This is a genomic window from Mucilaginibacter antarcticus, from assembly GCF_042686155.1.
Lineage (GTDB): Bacteria > Bacteroidota > Bacteroidia > Sphingobacteriales > Sphingobacteriaceae > Mucilaginibacter > Mucilaginibacter antarcticus.
On sequence record NZ_JBHUON010000013.1, the window covers coordinates 70,484 to 87,701 of the forward strand.

Here is a 17,218-nt window from a genome sequence, read left to right on the forward strand (position 1 = left end):
CATGGTGTGTTTTGAATTTTTTTATACCTTTGCGGCTCGAATTTTTTACAAAATTAGAATTAATCGATGGCAGGTCGTCTCTGATGTTAGGAGAAGGATACCACCGTCACAGCAAATAAATAATGAATACAGATCCAATCGCAGATTATCTTACCCGTGTAAGAAATGCTATTAAAGCCAACCATAGGGTTGTTGAGATTCCTGCATCTAACTTGAAAAAAGAAATCACTAAGGTTCTTTTTGACAAAGGTTACATTGCAAACTTCAAATTTGAGGACAATGGTCCACAAGGCATCATCAAAGTTGCTTTGAAGTACCACCCCATCACTAAAATCCCTGCTATCCGTTCAATTTCACGTATCAGCAGACCAGGTTTCAGAAAATATGCCGGCACAGCCAACCTGCCGCGTGTATTAAATGGTTTAGGTATCGCTATCCTGTCAACTTCTCATGGTGTAATGACCGATAAAGAAGCACGTACACAGAATGTAGGTGGCGAAGTTTTATGCTACGTTTATTAATCAGAGGAGGAATTAAGCAATGTCAAGAGTAGGAAAATCACCAATTGCGGTACCGGCCGGCGTTACTATTACTGTATCTGAAGATAACGTAGTAACTGTAAAAGGCCCTAAAGGCGAGCTGCATCAAGCGGTGGATCAGGATATGAAAATTGTTCAGGAAGGTACAGAACTATTAGTTCAGCGCCCGACAGATCAAAAACGTCACAAAGCATTACACGGTTTATACCGAGCTTTGGTGAATAACATGGTAGTTGGTGTAACAACCGGTTACAAAATAGAACAAGAGTTAGTAGGTGTGGGTTACCGTGCTACTAACGTAGGTAATACCTTAGACTTAGTGTTGGGTTTTTCTCACCATTACGTATTTGAATTACCACAAGAAATAAAAGTTACAACTACTGCAGAGAAGGGTAAAAACCCAACCATTATTCTGGAATCAAATGATAAACAATTGATTGGCCAGGTTGCGGCAAAAATACGTTCATTACGTGCTCCAGAGCCTTACAAAGGTAAAGGTGTTAAATTTGTCGGCGAGGTTTTAAGAAGAAAAGCAGGTAAATCAGCATCTAAAAAATAATCGTCATGGCAGCTAGAGCGAAATTATCAAGAAGAGAGAGAATTAAAATGGGTATCAGAAAGCGCCTTTCAGGCTCTTCATCCCGTCCTCGTTTGTCAGTGTATAGAAGCAATAAAGGCATTTATGCACAGATTATTGACGATGTTACAGGCAAAACACTAGTATCAGCATCATCTTTATCAAAAGAGTTTAGTGCTAATGGTACCAAGTCTGACCAATCAGTTGCAGTAGGCAAATTAGTTGCCGAAAAAGCTGTTGCAGCAGGTATCAAAGATGTGGTTTTTGACAGGAACGGATACTTGTATCATGGTCGTGTTAAATCACTGGCCGAAGGTGCACGTGAAGGTGGGTTAAACTTTTAATCGAAAAGAGAAATGTCAACAATCAACATAAAAAGAGTAAAAACAAGCGAGATCGAATTAAAAGACCGTTTGGTTAGCATACAGCGTGTAGCTAAAGTTACTAAAGGTGGCCGTACATTCAGTTTCTCAGCTATCGTAGTGGTAGGTGATGAGCATGGTGTAGTAGGTTACGGTTTAGGTAAAGCAAAAGAGGTTACTGAAGCTATCGCTAAAGGTATTGATGATGCTAAAAAGAACTTGGTAAAAGTTCCTATTATTAACAACACTATACCTCATGAGCAAATTGGTAAATTTTCTGGCGGTTTCGTTTTCTTGAAACCAGCAGCAAATGGTACCGGTGTAATTGCAGGTGGTGCAATGCGTGCCGTTTTAGAGTCTGCAGGTGTACACAACGTACTTGCAAAATCTAAAGGATCATCAAACCCGCACAACGTGGTTAAAGCAACTGTATCAGCATTATCGCAATTGCGCGATGCTCATACCGTAGCTCAGCAACGCGGAATCAGTTTAGGTAAAGTTTTTAACGGATAATTGTCATGGCGAAAATCAAAATTACCCAGATTAAGAGCGTGATCGATAGAACCGAGCGCCAAAAAAGAACAGTGCAGGCACTGGGCTTAAGGAAAATTAACCACAGTGTGGAAGTTGAAGCCAACGCGGCTATTATTGGTATGGTTAGAAAAGTTAACCACCTGGTAGCGGTAGAAAATATCTAATATCATGAATTTAAATAATCTAAAACCTGCAGAAGGTTCAACCAAAAATAGAAAACGTATTGGTCGTGGTACAGGTTCAGGCCGTGGTGGTACATCAACACGTGGTCACAAAGGTGCCGGTTCTCGTTCAGGTAAAAAAACCAAAATAGGTTTTGAAGGTGGCCAGATGCCATTACAACGTCGTGTGCCTAAGGTAGGTTTTAAAAACCCTAACCGTATAGAGTACGTTGGTGTTAACCTTGACGTGTTGCAAGCTTTAATCGAGAAATTTTCGCTTACAACTGTTGACTTTGCTACCTTAAAAGAGCACGGTTTAACGTCAAAGAACGACTTGGTAAAAATCCTTGGTCGTGGCGAGCTGAAAGCTAAAATAGAAGTTACAGCACACGCATTTACAGCTACTGCACAAAAAGCCATTGAGGCCGCTGGTGGTTCTATAGTTAAGCTTTAAGCTACAAAATTTCCAATGAAGAAGTTTTTCACTACATTATCGAATATCTGGAAAATCGAAGATCTAAGAGTGCGTATCATTAACACACTCTTATTTCTTTTAATATATCGTGTAGGATCTTTCATCCGTTTGCCGGGAGTTAGCGACGCTATTGCGTCAAAAACTAAGGCAGAAGGCCTGGTAGGTTTACTAAATATGTTTGCAGGAGGTTCTTTTTCAAGGGTCTCTATTTTTGCGTTAGGTGTAATGCCTTACATTTCGGCATCTATCGTTATGCAGTTATTAGGTATAGCTGTTCCTTACTTTGCTAAAATGCAAAAAGAGGGAGAGAGCGGACGTAATAAAATTAACCAATGGACCCGTTATCTAACCATAGTCATCACTGCATTACAGTCTGCGGCGTATTTACGCTCACAGGTTACTGCTGATGAAATGCTGATTTCAAATCCAATGTTTACTATAATGAACACCTTTGTTTTAACAGCAGGTACATTATTTGTAATGTGGTTAGGCGAGAAGATTACTGATAAAGGTATTGGGAACGGTATATCACTGATCATCATGGTTGGTATTATCGCTCAATTGCCGGGTGCGTTTGTTGCAGAGTTTCAAAACAGCACAACCGGTAGCGGTAGCTTGATCTTATTCATTGCAGAGTTAGTTGCTTTATTAGGCGTAGTTATGTTTACTATCCTGATAGTACAAGGCACACGTAAAATTGCAGTACAGTATGCTAAGCGTATAGTTGGTAACAAACAATATGGTGGCGTGCGCCAGTACATACCTTTAAAGGTAAATGCTGCGGGTGTAATGCCAATCATTTTTGCCCAGGCATTAATGTTTATCCCGGCTACAATACAATCGTTTTTCCCTAATGCAGGGTCAAACAGTATATTGATGTCGCTGTCTAACTACAACTCATGGTTGCATAACGTTGTATTTGCAGTGTTGATCATTGTGTTTACTTATTTCTACACAGCTATTACGGTTAACCCGAAACAAATGGCTGAGGATATGAAACGTAATAATGGCTTTATACCGGGTGTTAAACCAGGCGAGGCTACTACGGCTTATATTGATGATGTAATTTCAAAGATCACTTTACCAGGCTCGATATTTTTAGCCATTATAGCTATTATACCGGCATTGGCAAGTTTAGTAGGCGTTAATACTTTGTTTGCGAGATTCTTCGGTGGTACATCGCTGATCATTCTTGTAGGTGTAGTGTTAGATACGTTACAGCAAATTGAAAGTCACTTGTTAATGCGTCATTACGATGGATTAATGAAAACCGGCAGAATTACCGGCCGTACTTCCATACCTGCTGCAGCCGGAACAACGCCGACAGCAATTTAATAACGAATGTCAAAAATTCATTATAAGACTGCCGAAGAGATTGAGCTGATTAGAGAGAGCGCTATGCTTGTTGCAAAAACACATGGCGAGATCGCAAAGGTTATTCGCGCCGGCATTACTACACTTGAATTAGATACTTTAGCGGAAACCTTCATAAGAGATAACGGCGGAATACCTGCCTTTCTCAACTATGGAGGTTTTCCTTTTTCTTTATGTATCTCGCTGAACGACCAGGTAGTTCACGGTTTTCCAGGCAAGCATGTTTTAAAAGACGGCGATTTGGTATCTGTTGATTGCGGAGCAATACTTAACAAGTATTACGGCGACTCTGCTTTTACTTTTGCCATTGGCGAGGTAAGCGACGAGGTTAAAAAGCTAATGCGCGTAACGCGCGAGTGTCTTGATAAAGGCATTGAAAAAGCGGTGGTAGGCAATCGCATTGGCGACATAGGTTATGCAGTACAGGAGCATGCAGAGAGCAATGGTTTTGGCGTAGTGAAGGAGTTGGTTGGCCATGGTGTGGGTTTAAAGCTCCATGAAAAGCCCGAAGTGCCTAACTACGGCAAACGCGGAGCCGGTGTTAAATTAGAGGAAGGAATGGTAATAGCCATAGAACCTATGATAAACGCGGGTCGTGCTGGTGTTAAGTTTTGGAGTGATGGTTGGACAGTGTCAACAATCGACGGTAAAGCATCAGCTCATTACGAACATACGGTGGCTGTTAAACCTGGTAAAGCAGATATATTATCATCATTTGAGTATGTTGATAATGTTTTACAAAAAAAATAATTAATTCAAAATAATTTATTAATTTTGCGTCCCGCTTTCAGGGCGGATAATAAAGTAATAATCAGCAAAATATGGCAAAACAATCTTCGATTGAACAGGACGGCACAATTCGGGAAGCATTATCTAATGCAATGTTCAGGGTTGAGTTAGAAAATGGTCACGAGATTATAGCTCACATATCTGGTAAAATGCGCATGCACTATATCAAGATATTACCTGGCGACAGGGTTAAGCTGGAAATGAGCCCTTACGATTTATCAAAGGGTAGAATTACGTACAGATATAAATAATAAATAGAGATGAAAGTAAGAGCATCCATTAAAAAACGCAGTGCTGATTGCAAAATCATCCGTCGTAACGGAAAACTTTATGTAATCAACAAAAAGAACCCAAAGTTCAAACAGCGTCAGGGATAATTAAAGTATTGTAATGACTCGTACAACGGTGGCCCGCCGTTCGATCTTACGTAAAAACAAAAAACAAACATGGCAAGGATTTCAGGTATTGATTTACCAAAAAACAAAAGAGGAGAGATAGGTTTAACCTACATCTACGGTATTGGCCGTTCAAAATCACAAGCGATTTTGACCAAAGCAGGGATTGATTTCAGCGTTAAAGTTCAAGACTGGGACGATGATCAATTATCAGCTATTCGTACAATTATCAACGACGAGATTAAAGTAGAAGGTGCATTGCGTTCAGAAGTTCAGTTGAACATCAAACGTTTAATGGATATCGGTTGCTACCGTGGTACACGTCACCGTAAAGGTTTACCATTACGTGGTCAGCGTACTAAAAATAACTCACGTACCCGTAAAGGAAAACGTAAGACAGTTGCTAACAAGAAAAAAGCTACTAAATAGTAATTGATTAGTGATTAAAGATCAGTGTTTGCTCACCGGTCTTTAGTTATTAGGAATAGAAAAAATTAAAGCGACTGGTGGGTCCGAATTATAAAAACCATAATTCAGTAATTCATTAAGTCAATAATTAAAAAAATAAAATGGCTAAAAGCAAAAAAGTTACCAAAAAGCGTATTGTAGTTATTGAGCCTGTTGGCGAAGCACACATCAACGCAACTTTTAACAATATCATTATCACCCTTACTAACAAAAGCGGTCAGGCTATTTCATGGTCTTCTGCTGGTAAAATGGGCTTTAAAGGTTCTAAAAAGAACACTCCTTACGCTGCAGGTCAAGCTGCCGGCGATTGCGGTAAAGTAGCTTATGATTTAGGCTTACGTAAAGTAGAAGTGTTTGTTAAAGGCCCGGGTTCTGGTCGTGAGTCGGCTATCCGTACTTTGCAAACTACCGGTATTGAGGTAACAACAATTAAGGATATCACCCCGCTTCCGCACAACGGATGTCGTCCTTCAAAAAGAAGAAGAGTTTAATTAATATATTTTTTAAAGCTAAGATTCGGCAGCTACAGGTTGCATGATACTTTAAAACACACAAACAATGGCAAGATATACAGGCCCCAAATCAAAAATTGCACGTCGTTTCCGCGAGCCGATCTTCGGTCCGGATAAAGCGTTAGACAGAAAAAACTACGGACCAGGTATGCATGGTGCTTCTAAAAGAAGAGGAAAGCAATCTGAGTACGCGGTACAGTTAATGGAGAAACAAAAAGTTAAATACACTTACGGTGTATTAGAGCGTCAGTTCGAGAACTTGTTTCACCGTGCTTCTGCTAAAGAAGGCGTTACAGGCGAGAACTTATTAAAGTTCTTAGAAGCCCGTTTAGATAACGCTGTATACCGTCTAGGTATCGCTCCATCACGCTCTGGCGCACGTCAGTTAGTAGGCCACAAACACATTACTGTTAATGGTGGTGTAGTTAACATTGCATCTTACCATGTTAAAGCCGGTGATGTTATCGCGGTACGTGAAAAATCAAAATCTATGGAAGCTATTACTAATTCAGTAGCTGGCCACAGAGTTAACAAATACAGTTGGTTATCTTGGGATCCTGCTACCTTATCAGGTACTTTCCTTAACTACCCAAATCGTGATGAGATTCCTGAAAACATCAAGGAAAACCTGATCGTCGAGTTATACTCAAAATAATAACGATAATAACACAAGTAATGGTTGGCAGATTCTGTCAATCATTTTTGTGGTTGAAATCAATCCAATTATTAAACAATAAACAAAAAGGATATAAATGGCAATATTAGCATTTCAGAAACCAGACAAGGTTATCATGCAAAAGTCTACTGATTTTGAGGGTACGTTTGAATTTCGTCCGTTAGAACCAGGCTTTGGTATAACCATTGGTAATGCGCTACGTCGTATATTACTTTCATCGTTGGAAGGCTTTGCAATTACATCTGTACGTTTTTCAGGTGTGTCGCATGAGTTTTCGACTATAAAAGGCGTTGTCGAAGACGTTACCGAGATCATATTAAACTTAAAACAAGTTAGGTTTAAAAAGACAGGCGACTCTGGCGACAATGAAAAAGTATTTGTTATCATTAACGGTCAGGATGCTTTTAAAGCCGGTGATATCACCAAGTTTTCAAATAACTTCACGGTATTAAACCCTGATCTGGTTATTTGTAATATGGATACTGCAGTTACTTTAGAGATTGAATTTACAATTAACAAAGGCCGTGGTTACATCCCTAGCGATGAGAACAAAAACCCTGACGCTAACGTTGGTGTTATTGCTATCGACTCGATCTATACGCCGATTAAAAACGTTAAGTACACTATCGAAAACTATCGTGTTGAGCAAAAAACCGATTACGAGAAATTGGTTTTAGACATTGCTACTGATGGTTCTATCCATCCTGAAGACGCATTGAAAGAAGCTGCTAAGATCCTGATCCAGCACTTTATGTTGTTCAGCGACGAGAACATGATGTTAGAGGCTCAGGCTAAAGAAGAAACTAAAGAAGTTGACGAGGAAATTTTACACATGCGTAAGATCCTTAAAACTGAGTTAGTTGATCTTGACCTTTCGGTACGTGCATTAAACTGCTTAAAAGCAGCTGATATCCGCAGCCTGGCTGACCTGGTATCTTATGACGTTGCTGATATGTTGAAATTCAGAAACTTTGGTAAAAAATCATTGACTGAAATTCAAGACTTAGTAAAATCAAAAGGTTTATCTTTTGGCATGAACTTGTCAAAATTTAAATTAGACGAAGAATAATATAATGATTAGAGGTTAGAGATCAGTGATTGGTCTTTAACCTCTTTTTATTTACAACAACAGAGTTTTATAGCAAGGCGATCTTGCTAACTCCAAACACAATTTTTCACGGAGTATTTGCATAATTCCGCGGGCTTGACTTTAAAGCCGCCCAACGGTATGCACGTGCCACAAAAAACAAAACAATGAGACACGGTAAAAAACACAACCACTTAGGCCGCACCACCAGTCACCGTAAGGCGATGCTGAGTAACATGGCTACTTCGCTTATTTTGCATAAGCGTATTACTACTACATTAGCTAAAGCAAAAGCTCTACGTGTATATGTAGAACCAATACTTACTAAAGGTAAAGACGATACTACACACTCACGTCGTACAGTATTTAGCTATTTGCAAGACAAAGAAGCTACAACTATCCTTTTCCGCGAAATTGCTGAGAAAATTGCTAACCGCCCCGGTGGTTACACTCGTATCGTAAAATTAGAGAATCGTTTAGGTGATAACGCTGAAATGGCAATCATAGAGTTAGTTGACTACAACACTGTATACGGTGTTGATGCTGCACAAGCTGCTAAAAAATCAACTCGTCGTCGTGGCGGTGCTGGTAAAGGCAAAACTGAAGCAGGCGAAACTGTTGCTCCTGTAGCTGCAGCCGCAGTAGCAGAAGATGCAACAGTAGTAGAAGAAACTCCGGTAGCAGAAACTGCAACTGAAGTTGCTCCGGAAACTGAAGCAGCACCTGCAGCAGAAGAAACAACTCCTGAGGCTCCAGCAGCGAACGAAGAAAATGCAGAGAAAGGCGAATAATTAATTATCGCTTTTAGCATATTGAAAACGCCCCGCTCATTTGAGTGGGGCGTTTTGTATTATAAGTGGTTTCTTAATATGTGAAGAATGTTGTTTGTTTATATTTGTTTTAAGAATTGACTAAGTAGTCATACCATTTCTGCCAACCTGTCACCACCCTCCGCCACCATTCTGACGAAAGAATACCCCACATTAGCTGCTATTTGTTACTTATTACTAAAATAACTGCCAAACCCAAATTGGCACACGCATTGATAAACAGCTTGTAGTAAACAATCAAGAAATTATAATCATATGTCTAAAATAATCGGAATCGACTTAGGAACAACAAACTCTTGCGTAGCTGTAATGGAAGGTAACGAACCTGTAGTTATAGCAAACAGCGAGGGCAAACGTACTACGCCGTCAGTGGTAGCTTTCATCGACAATGGCGAGCGTAAGGTAGGGGATCCTGCAAAGCGTCAGGCTATTACTAATCCTACAAAAACTATTTCATCTATCAAACGCTTCATGGGTAACCAATTTAACGAGGTTACTAAAGAGGCTGATCGTATGCCTTACACGGTAGTTAAAGGCGACAACAATACACCACGTGTAGAAATTGGCGATCGTAAATACACCCCACAAGAGCTTTCTGCAATGATACTTCAAAAAATGAAGAAAACTGCCGAAGACTTTTTGGGTCATGAAGTTACCGAAGCGGTTATTACCGTACCGGCTTACTTTAACGATGCACAGCGCCAGGCTACTAAAGAAGCTGGTGAAATTGCAGGCTTAAAAGTTCGCAGAATCATTAACGAGCCTACTGCTGCTGCCCTTGCTTACGGCTTGGACAAAGCGCATAAGGATATGAAAATTGCCGTATTTGATTGCGGTGGTGGTACACATGACGTTTCTATCCTTGAATTAGGTGATGGCGTGTTCGAAGTAAAATCAACTGATGGTGATACACACTTAGGTGGTGATGACTTTGACCAGGTTATTATTGACTGGATGGCTGACGAATTTAAATCTGACGAAGGTGTTGACTTGCGTCGTGATCCAATGGCGCTGCAACGTTTAAAAGAATCAGCCGAAAAAGCTAAAATTGAGTTGTCAAGCACTCCTCAAACTGAAATTAACTTACCATACATCACTGCTGCCGACGGTATGCCTAAGCACTTGGTTAAAACTTTAACCCGTGCTAAATTTGAGCAACTGGCTGACAGCTTGATCAAACGTACAATTGAGCCTTGCCGTACTGCCTTGAAAAATGCAGGTTACAGCACTTCTGATATCGATGAAGTGATTTTGGTAGGTGGTTCAACCCGTATCCCGGCTATCCAGGATGCAGTGCAAAAATTCTTCGGTAAAGCGCCTTCAAAAGGTGTAAACCCTGATGAGGTTGTAGCTATTGGTGCTGCTATCCAAGGTGGTGTATTAACCGGCGAAGTGAAAGATGTGTTGTTGTTAGACGTTACCCCATTATCATTAGGTATTGAAACTATGGGTGGTGTAATGACCAGATTGATCGAGTCGAACACAACTATCCCAACTAAAAAATCAGAGACTTTCTCTACCGCGTCTGATAACCAGCCATCTGTAGAGATCCATATCTTGCAAGGTGAGCGCCCTATGGCACAAGGTAACCGTACTATTGGCCGTTTCCACTTAGATGGTTTGCCACCTGCACCACGTGGCGTGCCACAGGTTGAGGTAACTTTTGATATTGATGCCAACGGTATACTGCATGTATCTGCAAAGGATAAAGCAACAGGTAAAGAGCAAAAGATCCGTATCGAGGCTTCTTCAGGTTTAACTGATGCTGAGATCAAGAAGATGAAAGAAGAGGCAGAAGCTAATGCTGATGCTGACAAAGCGGCAAAAGAAGAAGTTGAAAAACTGAACGGCGCTGATGCTTTAATCTTTAGTACAGAGAAACAACTGAAAGAGTTTGGTGACAAACTGCCTGCAGACAAAAAAGCACCTATCGAAGAAGGCTTGGTTAAATTGAAAGCTGCTTACGAAGCTAGAAACATTGCTGATATTGAAGTTGCACAGGCCGAGCTGAATACAGCCTGGACAGCTGCTTCTGAAGAGATGTACAAAGCATCTGCCGATGGTGGCCAACAGCCTGGTGCTGACGCTGGCGCAGGTCAAGGTCCGCAGGACCACTCTGACACGGTAACTGATGTTGACTTTGAAGAAGTAAAAGACGAAAGTAAATAGTTGTCAAATTAAATATTAATAAAGAGGCTGCTCTGAATTTCAGGGCAGCCTCTTTATTGTTGTTAGAGTTTGTCATTCTGAGCGATAGCGAAGAATCTGCGAACTATAGAATCGCCGCTTGGCGATGCTTCGTTCCTCAGCATGACATTTTTAATAGGAGATTGCAAAGACTTCATTTGTGTTGTCTATCTGCCTATTTAATTGCACACCGTCTAACCCATGCCCAACCAGCTCCAGCTTATGATACTTAGACTGATACTCACCCTCAACCGGATTAAACACAATTTCTCTTTTCTGCGGATCAAAAGTTATGGTACGCTTATGATAGCTGCCTGATTGGTAACTGTAAGTTGCACCGTCATCTTCGTAATAAACAAAGGTGTTAGTGTCATCACCGTTCCAAATATGGATCTGTAGTACACCATCACCTTGCTCATTAGTACTTTGAATGATATTTTGCATGGGGATGATCCCGCCTGCTTTGATAAATACCGGTAAGTCAGTTAATGGACATGATACATTTACCATTTGATTCCCTGTAAAACGCTCGTCAGTATTTAGGCGATACCAATCGCCTGCGGGTAGATATACATCTACATGATCCACCGTGCTAATGACTGGCGCAACCAGTAAAGCATCGCCAAATAGGAATTGGTTTTGGTACTTTGTGTCATATATATTCTCGTCTTGCGTATAATCAATGGCCAATGTACGGCTCAATGGTAAACCTGTTTTTGTAGATTGGTAAAACCCCGAATAGATGTAAGGAAGCAACTTATACCGCTGCTCAATATCTTTTTTGATGATCTGCTCGTAGTCGTCTCCCCACTGCCATGGTTCGCGCATAGTCATGCCCAAAGCCGCGTGATTACGAAACATCGGTGTATAAGGGCCAAGTGAATTCCACCTTACCATAAGCTCGGCCGTAGGATTACCCATAAATCCACCTATGTCTACACCAATCATCGACATACCTACCAAACCCAAACTATTTACCAGTCGTTGGCCAAATAACAAATGTTCGTCACTGGCAGCGTTATCCCCCGTCCAGACGGCCGAATAACGTTGTGTGCCAGCATAAGCTGCCCGGGTGAGTATAAACGGCCGCTTGCCATTTAAGATGCGTTTGGTGCCGTTATAGGTGGCGCGAGACATTTGCATGCCGTACACATTTCGTATCTCGGGCATAAACTTGTCGCCAAACTTTACCATCCAGGGCATGTTTTGGCCCCAGGCGGCAGGTTCGTTCATATCGTTCCAAAAACCTTCCACGCCGGGATCGGCCAGGGCTTTGAATGAAACGCCCCACCATTCGCGCACCTCTGCATTTAGAAAATCAGGGAAATGGCAACGGCCCGGCCAAACGCTTCCAGTAAATAATTCGCCGTTAGGGTAGGTGGCAAAGTAGCCTTTCTCTACACCTTCTTTATATTCGGGATAGTTTTCGTCTATTTTTATTCCAGGGTCAACAATGGTTACCAGTTGAAAACCCATCGACTTTAATTCGTCGACCATTCCTTTAGGATCAGGGAAAGTCTCCTTGTTCCAGGTGAAGATTTTGTAGCCGTCCATATAATCAATGTCGCAATACATCACATCCGCTGGAATCTGCTTTTCTCTGAATTTGCGGGCGACATCCAACACTTCGTTAGCACTCATGTAGCTCCATCGGCATTGTTGGTAACCCAGGCTCCACAGCGGGGGCATTTCCATGCGGCCGGTAAGCCAGGTATAATCTTCTAATATATTGCGGATGCCTTGCGCACCGAAAAAGTAATAATCCATATCGCCACCATCGGCCCCAAACCACATCATCTGTTCGTCCGTAGTGGCTCCAAAATCGAAATAGCTCTTATGCGTATTATCAAAAAATACCGCATACGTTAAGCCGCTATGTAAGCCAATATAAAAGGGAAAGGTTTTATAAAGCGGATCTGTTGTAATGGTATGCAATGCCGCATCGGTGTTCCAGTTTACATAGTTTTGCCCCCGGCGGTTAAGATCTCCGGCCTTTTCGCCCAGACCTATAAATTTTTCATCCGGATATAGCTTGCGGTAATTCATAACCCGCTCGGCCTGCCAGTTGGTGCCAAAGCGTGTATCATCGCCACTTAGGGGCTGGCCATCGGCAGTAAAAAACTCAAAACGCAGTGGCTTTAGGTTGATAACCAGTTTTACGGCAGACGTAGTTACCTCCACTATGTCTGCCAAATGCTGCCAGGTAAAATTATCCAGCGGCTTTTCAATTACCGCGAATGATTCATCGCTTTGCGCAAACGTTTTGCTGATACAAACCCTGATAATAGTCGGGCTATAAACCCAAACACGGGCTTCGGCTTCGGCGGTTTGTATTAACAGGTAATTATCTTGTTGAATGACGCTGTTGGCATTGCTTAATATTTCTATCTGCATATAAGTAGAACAAGTTCAGACTTGTGAAGTTTTCAAAACTTCCTAGTCTTTATTACTCTATAATCTCAACTTTATCCCCCCGTTCACCACAAAGCCGTCCAGTGGGGCATAAATATCTTTAAACACGGGGCTGGTTACGCTGCCCGTATATATCGGCGCAAATTGCGTTTGCCTTATATCGGTAAAGTTTTCAAAGTTGATGAAAAGCGAAAACCGCTCCCAGATCTTTTCGCCCATAATGCCCATTGTCCAATATCCGCGGCCTTTTGTGCCGTCATTCAGTACCTGCGGACTAAAATAGTATGCCTCTGCACCAATCTTCAAGTTATCTTCCAACTCATAAACCAGCACATTATTTAAGCGGTGTTTTGATACTAGCGGATAAGTAGTTTCAGCGGCGGTGGTATGCGTTTTTACATCGGCCAGGGTGTAGCCAATAAACAGTTTAAAATCGGCATAAGTTAGTTTGACATTGGTTTCGGTGCCGCGGGTGTCTAAATGCCCGGCTGGTTGTTGGTATTGCAAATTGCCATCGGGTAAGGCAGTAAGTATGATGGGGCTTTCAATGCGGGTGTAAAACAGTAATTGGTTGATACTGAACGACACCGCATCGTTAAACAAAGTGGTACGGTAGTTAATATCGTAATTGGCGCCGTATGACCTTTCTGCCCGGGTATTGGCTACATCTATCGGCAATACATTTCTAAACTGTATACGCTCAGCATCCTCGGTAAATACACTCGGTGCTTTGTAGCCCAGGCCGCCGCCTAACCGGGTGGTAACGTGGTCGCTGATCTTGACTAATGCCGATAATCGCGGCAGCACAAAAAAGCCGTATTGGTTATGATAATCGCCTCTTATACCGCTTTCAATAGTCAGCACTTTAGCGGCGTTCCAGGTGTTTTGTACAAGGACGCCAAGGGTATTGTAGGTGTAACTTCTGAGTGCTATGCCAGTGTTTTGATGTTCTTTAAAGTTATCAGTTAACAAATTAATGCCCGCTACCCAATCGGACTGCGCACTGTTATGCGCGTAGGTTGCTTCGCTATAAGTTGATAACTGCCCACCCGAAAACCTATAACCCGGCAGGCCGATGTTGCGGTCGTAATAGCTCACGCTGTTTTTTAACACCAGCGACGACTGCTCACTGATATGATGGTCTAATTGTAACTGCGTGCTGTAACGCCCGGTTTTGTTTTGCTCAAAGTAGCTGTGTTGCGGGCTGGCGTCGCCCTTTATATAATGCAAGTCGCCACCTATACGGTTTTCTACTATCGCATTTATGCCGGTAATCAGGGTCGTTTTATCGCTTAAATAAAACCAGAGCTTCGGGTTGAGGGTAAAGCGGTCAAATTTAGGGATAGCAGTAAGGTCGATCCCCGATGGATCATAAGCCGAACCATGATTATAAGCTACATAAGTAGTAACGCCCATCTTTTTGAACTTTTGCGAATAGAAGCCACTGGCATCCAATCCCAGTGCCGATGTGCCATTCAGCATAAAATTAAGCTGCCTGTTAGCGGTCGGCGTTTTTGACACCAGGTTCACCAGCCCTGCTATGGCGCCGCCGCCGTACAGGGTTGATGATGAGCCTTTAATTACCTCTACCTGTTTCAGGTCAAGCGGGGCAATTTGCAACAGGCCCAAGCCGCCTGAAAAACCGGAGTATAAAGGGAACCCATCCCGAATGATCTGTGTGTATTTACCATCTAACCCTTGTATGCGGATGCTGGAGTTACCGCTGGTAGCAGATGTTTGCTGGGTTTGTATGCCCGTGCTTTCTGCCAGTAGCATACGGATATCGCCGGGTTTCATGTTGGCTTTTTCATCCAGCTCTTCGCCGGATATTACTTCTACTCGGGTGGGGATGTTTTGAATGGTGCGGCTGCTGCGTGTAGCAGTAACAACAATTTGTTCCAGTTCTTCGCCATCGTCATTTGGGGTAAGTGTTATAAATAACACAATATAGGTTGTAAGCGGAAACGTGAGTGTATCCACCCGTGGTTGATAGCCGGTGTATGTAGTCCGTATCAATATCTTACCATCGGCAACGCCGGTTATGGTGACAAGGCCGTTGCTGTCGGCAGTGGCGCCTATTGTGGTGCCCTGTATACTAATCGAGGCCCCAACCAGTGGCTGATTTGTTTTAGCATCTTTAACAACAGCCTTAAGCGTATTTTGCGACCAGGCCGCAGCAGTATATAGCAGTGCAATAAAAAGCACTATGAGTTTTTTCATGAGAAAATTTAGCGTAAAAGTTAATACAATAAGACGCGAGGCGGCTTCAACAAATGTGGATTAACTTAACTGCGGCGGCTGCCAAATGGAGAGCGTTATCTCTTTAAGCAGCGGTTGCTTATAGCTGCTGACATGCGTTACAACTTCAGGCTGTGCAATAAAAGTAAGTTGGACTAACTTATGAACTACAAAACCAACACAAGTACCGCAGGCAAAGAAAGGCGAACAGCCAGCACATTCTTTTTCTGTGGGAGAGGTGCTGTTTTGTTCCGTTTTTGATATTGAAGTTTCGTCGGCGCAATTATCTGCACAGCATGGCTTTACTGTAAGCAGTAGTACCATAAATGTCAATATAGTGCACAGAAACTTCACGTGGTAAATGTAATTGATTTTGGTTATAGATTTAGCTATTGTTGCCGATCCATATTTCCTTGATGATGCCCTTACTATCATAATCAATAACAACAGCGGCGTCTGTTAGCTTATTTTTATTTGAAACACCAATGTGAATGTTTTTAAACTCGACATTGTCTTCTGTGGACTGACAAACAGCATCAGTTAGCGTAAACAGAACCAGGGCAAAGGTAAGTAGTGTTTTCATAATGGTTTAGGTGAGTAAAAAACAAGGTAAACAAAAAATCCCGCCCAAACGGGCAGGATTTCTTATTATTGATAGCACTCAATTAATTCCAAAGGTTAGCCGGATAAACTCCATTAGCTACCAATTCTGAGATTGATTTTTGTACAATTTCTTTATCTTCTTTATAAGTTACACCAAACCATTTTGAACCGGTTGGGATAACTTTGAAAGATGCGGTGCCGGTTTTTATCAATTTATCGGCAACAAGCGGAATGAAAAACTCTGCTTTTGGATTCTCTTCGTTAGCCATAACAAACTCGCGGAACATCGGCTCGCTTTGCTGAAAAACAGCGGGGGTGAAGCCCCAAAAATTCATTGATACACGGGTTTCGTTTGGTAATGGATGTTCGCCGGTGGTGTCTTTGTAAGCTACGCTGCCGTCTTCTTTAAAATAAACTTCGGTACGCTCGTTAACTTCGGTCATATTGCCTAAGGCGTTAACCTCGCACACACCGCGCGATACTGATCCGTGGTCGGACAAAGTACGGTCTATTTGGTAGCCAACTAACGCGTAGTGGGTATCGTCAGCCTCGGTAGTTAAAAACTTAGCCATTTTCTCAAATGAGTCATAGCCATAGTAGTCATCAGCGTTAATTACGCAAAAAGGCTCGTTAATTTGGTTGCGGGCAGCTAAAACGGCGTGGGCAGTTCCCCATGGTTTAGCGCGCTCAATTTCTTTATCAATACCAAATGGTGTTAGATCAAAGTTTTGAAAAACGTAATCAACTTCTACACCACGTCCTTTTAGCTTAGGTTCAAAGATAGATTTGAACGAGTCTAAAAATTCTTCGCGGATAATAAAGCTGATCTTACCGAAGCCTGCTTTAATAGCATCATGGATAGAGTAATCGATAATGGTTTCGCCATTTGGGCCAAAGCCATCAATTTGTTTCATGCTGCCGTAGCGGCTGGCCATCCCTGCGGCCAAAATTAATAGTGTAGGTTTCATAGTAATTGTGGAGTGTTAGTAAAACACCTTT

General features: G+C 42.0%; 21 protein-coding genes. 16 read left to right on the plus strand and 5 right to left on the minus strand.

Going from position 1 to position 17,218, the window contains the following annotated elements:
* Positions 1–122: 122 nt before the first annotated feature.
* The 16 genes from rpsH to dnaK all read left to right on the plus strand — a co-directional run bounded on the left by rpsH (position 123) and on the right by dnaK (position 10,948).
* Positions 123–521 carry a 30S ribosomal protein S8 gene (gene rpsH / locus ACFSYC_RS11935; RefSeq protein WP_377127657.1) on the plus strand — a complete coding sequence of 133 codons (399 nt, stop codon included), beginning with the start codon at positions 123–125 and terminating at the stop codon, positions 519–521.
* Between the two features lie 19 nt (positions 522–540).
* Positions 541–1,098: a 50S ribosomal protein L6 gene (gene rplF, locus ACFSYC_RS11940; RefSeq protein ID WP_377127660.1), complete on the plus strand. Its 558-nt coding sequence runs from the start codon at positions 541–543 to the stop codon at positions 1,096–1,098.
* Between the two features lie 5 nt (positions 1,099–1,103).
* Positions 1,104–1,460 (plus strand): 50S ribosomal protein L18, encoded by a 357-nt coding sequence (gene rplR, locus ACFSYC_RS11945; protein WP_377127663.1) that lies wholly within the window; start codon positions 1,104–1,106, stop codon positions 1,458–1,460.
* 12 nt (positions 1,461–1,472) lie between these two features.
* Entirely contained in the window at positions 1,473–1,991 is a 519-nt protein-coding gene (gene rpsE, locus ACFSYC_RS11950) for a 30S ribosomal protein S5 (protein WP_345103235.1), read from the plus strand.
* Between the two features lie 5 nt (positions 1,992–1,996).
* Positions 1,997–2,176 (plus strand): 50S ribosomal protein L30, encoded by a 180-nt coding sequence (gene rpmD, locus ACFSYC_RS11955; protein WP_377127666.1) that lies wholly within the window; start codon positions 1,997–1,999, stop codon positions 2,174–2,176.
* Positions 2,177–2,180: 4 nt separating this feature from the next.
* Positions 2,181–2,627 carry a 50S ribosomal protein L15 gene (gene rplO, locus ACFSYC_RS11960; RefSeq protein ID WP_377127669.1) on the plus strand — a complete coding sequence of 149 codons (447 nt, stop codon included), beginning with the start codon at positions 2,181–2,183 and terminating at the stop codon, positions 2,625–2,627.
* 15 nt (positions 2,628–2,642) lie between these two features.
* The gene (gene secY / locus ACFSYC_RS11965; protein ID WP_377127672.1) at positions 2,643–3,983 is read left to right on the plus strand and encodes a preprotein translocase subunit SecY; all 1,341 of its coding nucleotides are present in this window, start codon (positions 2,643–2,645) and stop codon (positions 3,981–3,983) included.
* A gap of 6 nt (positions 3,984–3,989) precedes the next feature.
* A complete protein-coding gene (gene map / locus ACFSYC_RS11970) occupies positions 3,990–4,772 on the plus strand; it encodes a type I methionyl aminopeptidase (protein ID WP_377127675.1) in 783 nt (260 codons plus the stop codon).
* Positions 4,773–4,843: 71 nt separating this feature from the next.
* The gene (gene infA / locus ACFSYC_RS11975) at positions 4,844–5,062 is read left to right on the plus strand and encodes a translation initiation factor IF-1 (RefSeq protein ID WP_090643449.1); all 219 of its coding nucleotides are present in this window, start codon (positions 4,844–4,846) and stop codon (positions 5,060–5,062) included.
* A 9-nt stretch (positions 5,063–5,071) separates the two neighbouring features.
* The gene (ykgO, locus tag ACFSYC_RS11980) at positions 5,072–5,188 is read left to right on the plus strand and encodes a type B 50S ribosomal protein L36 (protein ID WP_022833269.1); all 117 of its coding nucleotides are present in this window, start codon (positions 5,072–5,074) and stop codon (positions 5,186–5,188) included.
* Between the two features lie 69 nt (positions 5,189–5,257).
* On the plus strand, positions 5,258–5,635 hold the full coding sequence (gene rpsM, locus ACFSYC_RS11985; RefSeq protein ID WP_377127680.1) for a 30S ribosomal protein S13: 378 nt from the start codon (positions 5,258–5,260) through the stop codon (positions 5,633–5,635).
* A 140-nt stretch (positions 5,636–5,775) separates the two neighbouring features.
* Positions 5,776–6,165, plus strand: a complete 390-nt coding sequence (gene rpsK, locus ACFSYC_RS11990; RefSeq protein ID WP_377127683.1) for a 30S ribosomal protein S11 — start codon at positions 5,776–5,778, stop codon at positions 6,163–6,165.
* Positions 6,166–6,232: 67 nt separating this feature from the next.
* Positions 6,233–6,841, plus strand: a complete 609-nt coding sequence (gene rpsD, locus ACFSYC_RS11995; protein ID WP_377127686.1) for a 30S ribosomal protein S4 — start codon at positions 6,233–6,235, stop codon at positions 6,839–6,841.
* A gap of 97 nt (positions 6,842–6,938) precedes the next feature.
* Positions 6,939–7,931 (plus strand): DNA-directed RNA polymerase subunit alpha, encoded by a 993-nt coding sequence (locus ACFSYC_RS12000; protein ID WP_377127689.1) that lies wholly within the window; start codon positions 6,939–6,941, stop codon positions 7,929–7,931.
* A 185-nt stretch (positions 7,932–8,116) separates the two neighbouring features.
* Positions 8,117–8,740 (plus strand): 50S ribosomal protein L17, encoded by a 624-nt coding sequence (rplQ, locus tag ACFSYC_RS12005; RefSeq protein ID WP_377127691.1) that lies wholly within the window; start codon positions 8,117–8,119, stop codon positions 8,738–8,740.
* A 294-nt stretch (positions 8,741–9,034) separates the two neighbouring features.
* A complete protein-coding gene (gene dnaK, locus ACFSYC_RS12010; RefSeq protein ID WP_377127694.1) occupies positions 9,035–10,948 on the plus strand; it encodes a molecular chaperone DnaK in 1,914 nt (637 codons plus the stop codon).
* A 150-nt stretch (positions 10,949–11,098) separates the two neighbouring features.
* On the opposite strand, the gene ACFSYC_RS12015 is transcribed toward dnaK, so the two are convergent.
* From ACFSYC_RS12015 to ACFSYC_RS12035, 5 genes are all read right to left on the minus strand, one after another.
* Positions 11,099–13,360: a glycoside hydrolase family 31 protein gene (locus ACFSYC_RS12015; protein ID WP_377127697.1), complete on the minus strand. Its 2,262-nt coding sequence runs from the start codon at positions 13,358–13,360 to the stop codon at positions 11,099–11,101.
* A gap of 57 nt (positions 13,361–13,417) precedes the next feature.
* Positions 13,418–15,598: a TonB-dependent receptor gene (locus tag ACFSYC_RS12020; RefSeq protein WP_377127700.1), complete on the minus strand. Its 2,181-nt coding sequence runs from the start codon at positions 15,596–15,598 to the stop codon at positions 13,418–13,420.
* 60 nt (positions 15,599–15,658) lie between these two features.
* A complete protein-coding gene (locus tag ACFSYC_RS12025) occupies positions 15,659–16,051 on the minus strand; it encodes a DUF6660 family protein (RefSeq protein ID WP_377127703.1) in 393 nt (130 codons plus the stop codon).
* Entirely contained in the window at positions 16,002–16,199 is a 198-nt protein-coding gene (locus ACFSYC_RS12030; protein WP_377127706.1) for a hypothetical protein, read from the minus strand. The genes ACFSYC_RS12025 and ACFSYC_RS12030 overlap by 50 nt, the downstream gene beginning before the upstream one ends.
* 82 nt (positions 16,200–16,281) lie before the next feature.
* Positions 16,282–17,187, minus strand: coding sequence for a nucleotidyltransferase family protein (locus ACFSYC_RS12035; protein WP_377127709.1), 906 nt, complete (start codon positions 17,185–17,187; stop codon positions 16,282–16,284).
* Positions 17,188–17,218: the final 31 nt, after the last annotated feature.

Excerpts from the sequence above, each read along its gene's own strand:
- rpsH (WP_377127657.1), top strand. The coding sequence starts at position 123 with ATGAATACAGATCCAATCGCAGATTATCTTACCCGTGTAAGAAATGCT.
- rplF (WP_377127660.1), top strand. The coding sequence starts at position 541 with ATGTCAAGAGTAGGAAAATCACCAATTGCGGTACCGGCCGGCGTTACT.
- rplR (WP_377127663.1), top strand. The coding sequence starts at position 1,104 with ATGGCAGCTAGAGCGAAATTATCAAGAAGAGAGAGAATTAAAATGGGT.
- rpsE (WP_345103235.1), top strand. The coding sequence starts at position 1,473 with ATGTCAACAATCAACATAAAAAGAGTAAAAACAAGCGAGATCGAATTA.
- rpmD (WP_377127666.1), top strand. The coding sequence starts at position 1,997 with ATGGCGAAAATCAAAATTACCCAGATTAAGAGCGTGATCGATAGAACC.
- rplO (WP_377127669.1), top strand. The coding sequence starts at position 2,181 with ATGAATTTAAATAATCTAAAACCTGCAGAAGGTTCAACCAAAAATAGA.
- secY (WP_377127672.1), top strand. The coding sequence starts at position 2,643 with ATGAAGAAGTTTTTCACTACATTATCGAATATCTGGAAAATCGAAGAT.
- map (WP_377127675.1), top strand. The coding sequence starts at position 3,990 with ATGTCAAAAATTCATTATAAGACTGCCGAAGAGATTGAGCTGATTAGA.
- infA (WP_090643449.1), top strand. The coding sequence starts at position 4,844 with ATGGCAAAACAATCTTCGATTGAACAGGACGGCACAATTCGGGAAGCA.
- ykgO (WP_022833269.1), top strand. The coding sequence starts at position 5,072 with ATGAAAGTAAGAGCATCCATTAAAAAACGCAGTGCTGATTGCAAAATC.
- rpsM (WP_377127680.1), top strand. The coding sequence starts at position 5,258 with ATGGCAAGGATTTCAGGTATTGATTTACCAAAAAACAAAAGAGGAGAG.
- rpsK (WP_377127683.1), top strand. The coding sequence starts at position 5,776 with ATGGCTAAAAGCAAAAAAGTTACCAAAAAGCGTATTGTAGTTATTGAG.
- rpsD (WP_377127686.1), top strand. The coding sequence starts at position 6,233 with ATGGCAAGATATACAGGCCCCAAATCAAAAATTGCACGTCGTTTCCGC.
- ACFSYC_RS12000 (WP_377127689.1), top strand. The coding sequence starts at position 6,939 with ATGGCAATATTAGCATTTCAGAAACCAGACAAGGTTATCATGCAAAAG.
- rplQ (WP_377127691.1), top strand. The coding sequence starts at position 8,117 with ATGAGACACGGTAAAAAACACAACCACTTAGGCCGCACCACCAGTCAC.
- dnaK (WP_377127694.1), top strand. The coding sequence starts at position 9,035 with ATGTCTAAAATAATCGGAATCGACTTAGGAACAACAAACTCTTGCGTA.
- ACFSYC_RS12015 (WP_377127697.1), bottom strand. The coding sequence starts at position 13,360 with ATGCAGATAGAAATATTAAGCAATGCCAACAGCGTCATTCAACAAGAT.
- ACFSYC_RS12020 (WP_377127700.1), bottom strand. The coding sequence starts at position 15,598 with ATGAAAAAACTCATAGTGCTTTTTATTGCACTGCTATATACTGCTGCG.
- ACFSYC_RS12025 (WP_377127703.1), bottom strand. The coding sequence starts at position 16,051 with ATGATAGTAAGGGCATCATCAAGGAAATATGGATCGGCAACAATAGCT.
- ACFSYC_RS12030 (WP_377127706.1), bottom strand. The coding sequence starts at position 16,199 with ATGAAAACACTACTTACCTTTGCCCTGGTTCTGTTTACGCTAACTGAT.
- ACFSYC_RS12035 (WP_377127709.1), bottom strand. The coding sequence starts at position 17,187 with ATGAAACCTACACTATTAATTTTGGCCGCAGGGATGGCCAGCCGCTAC.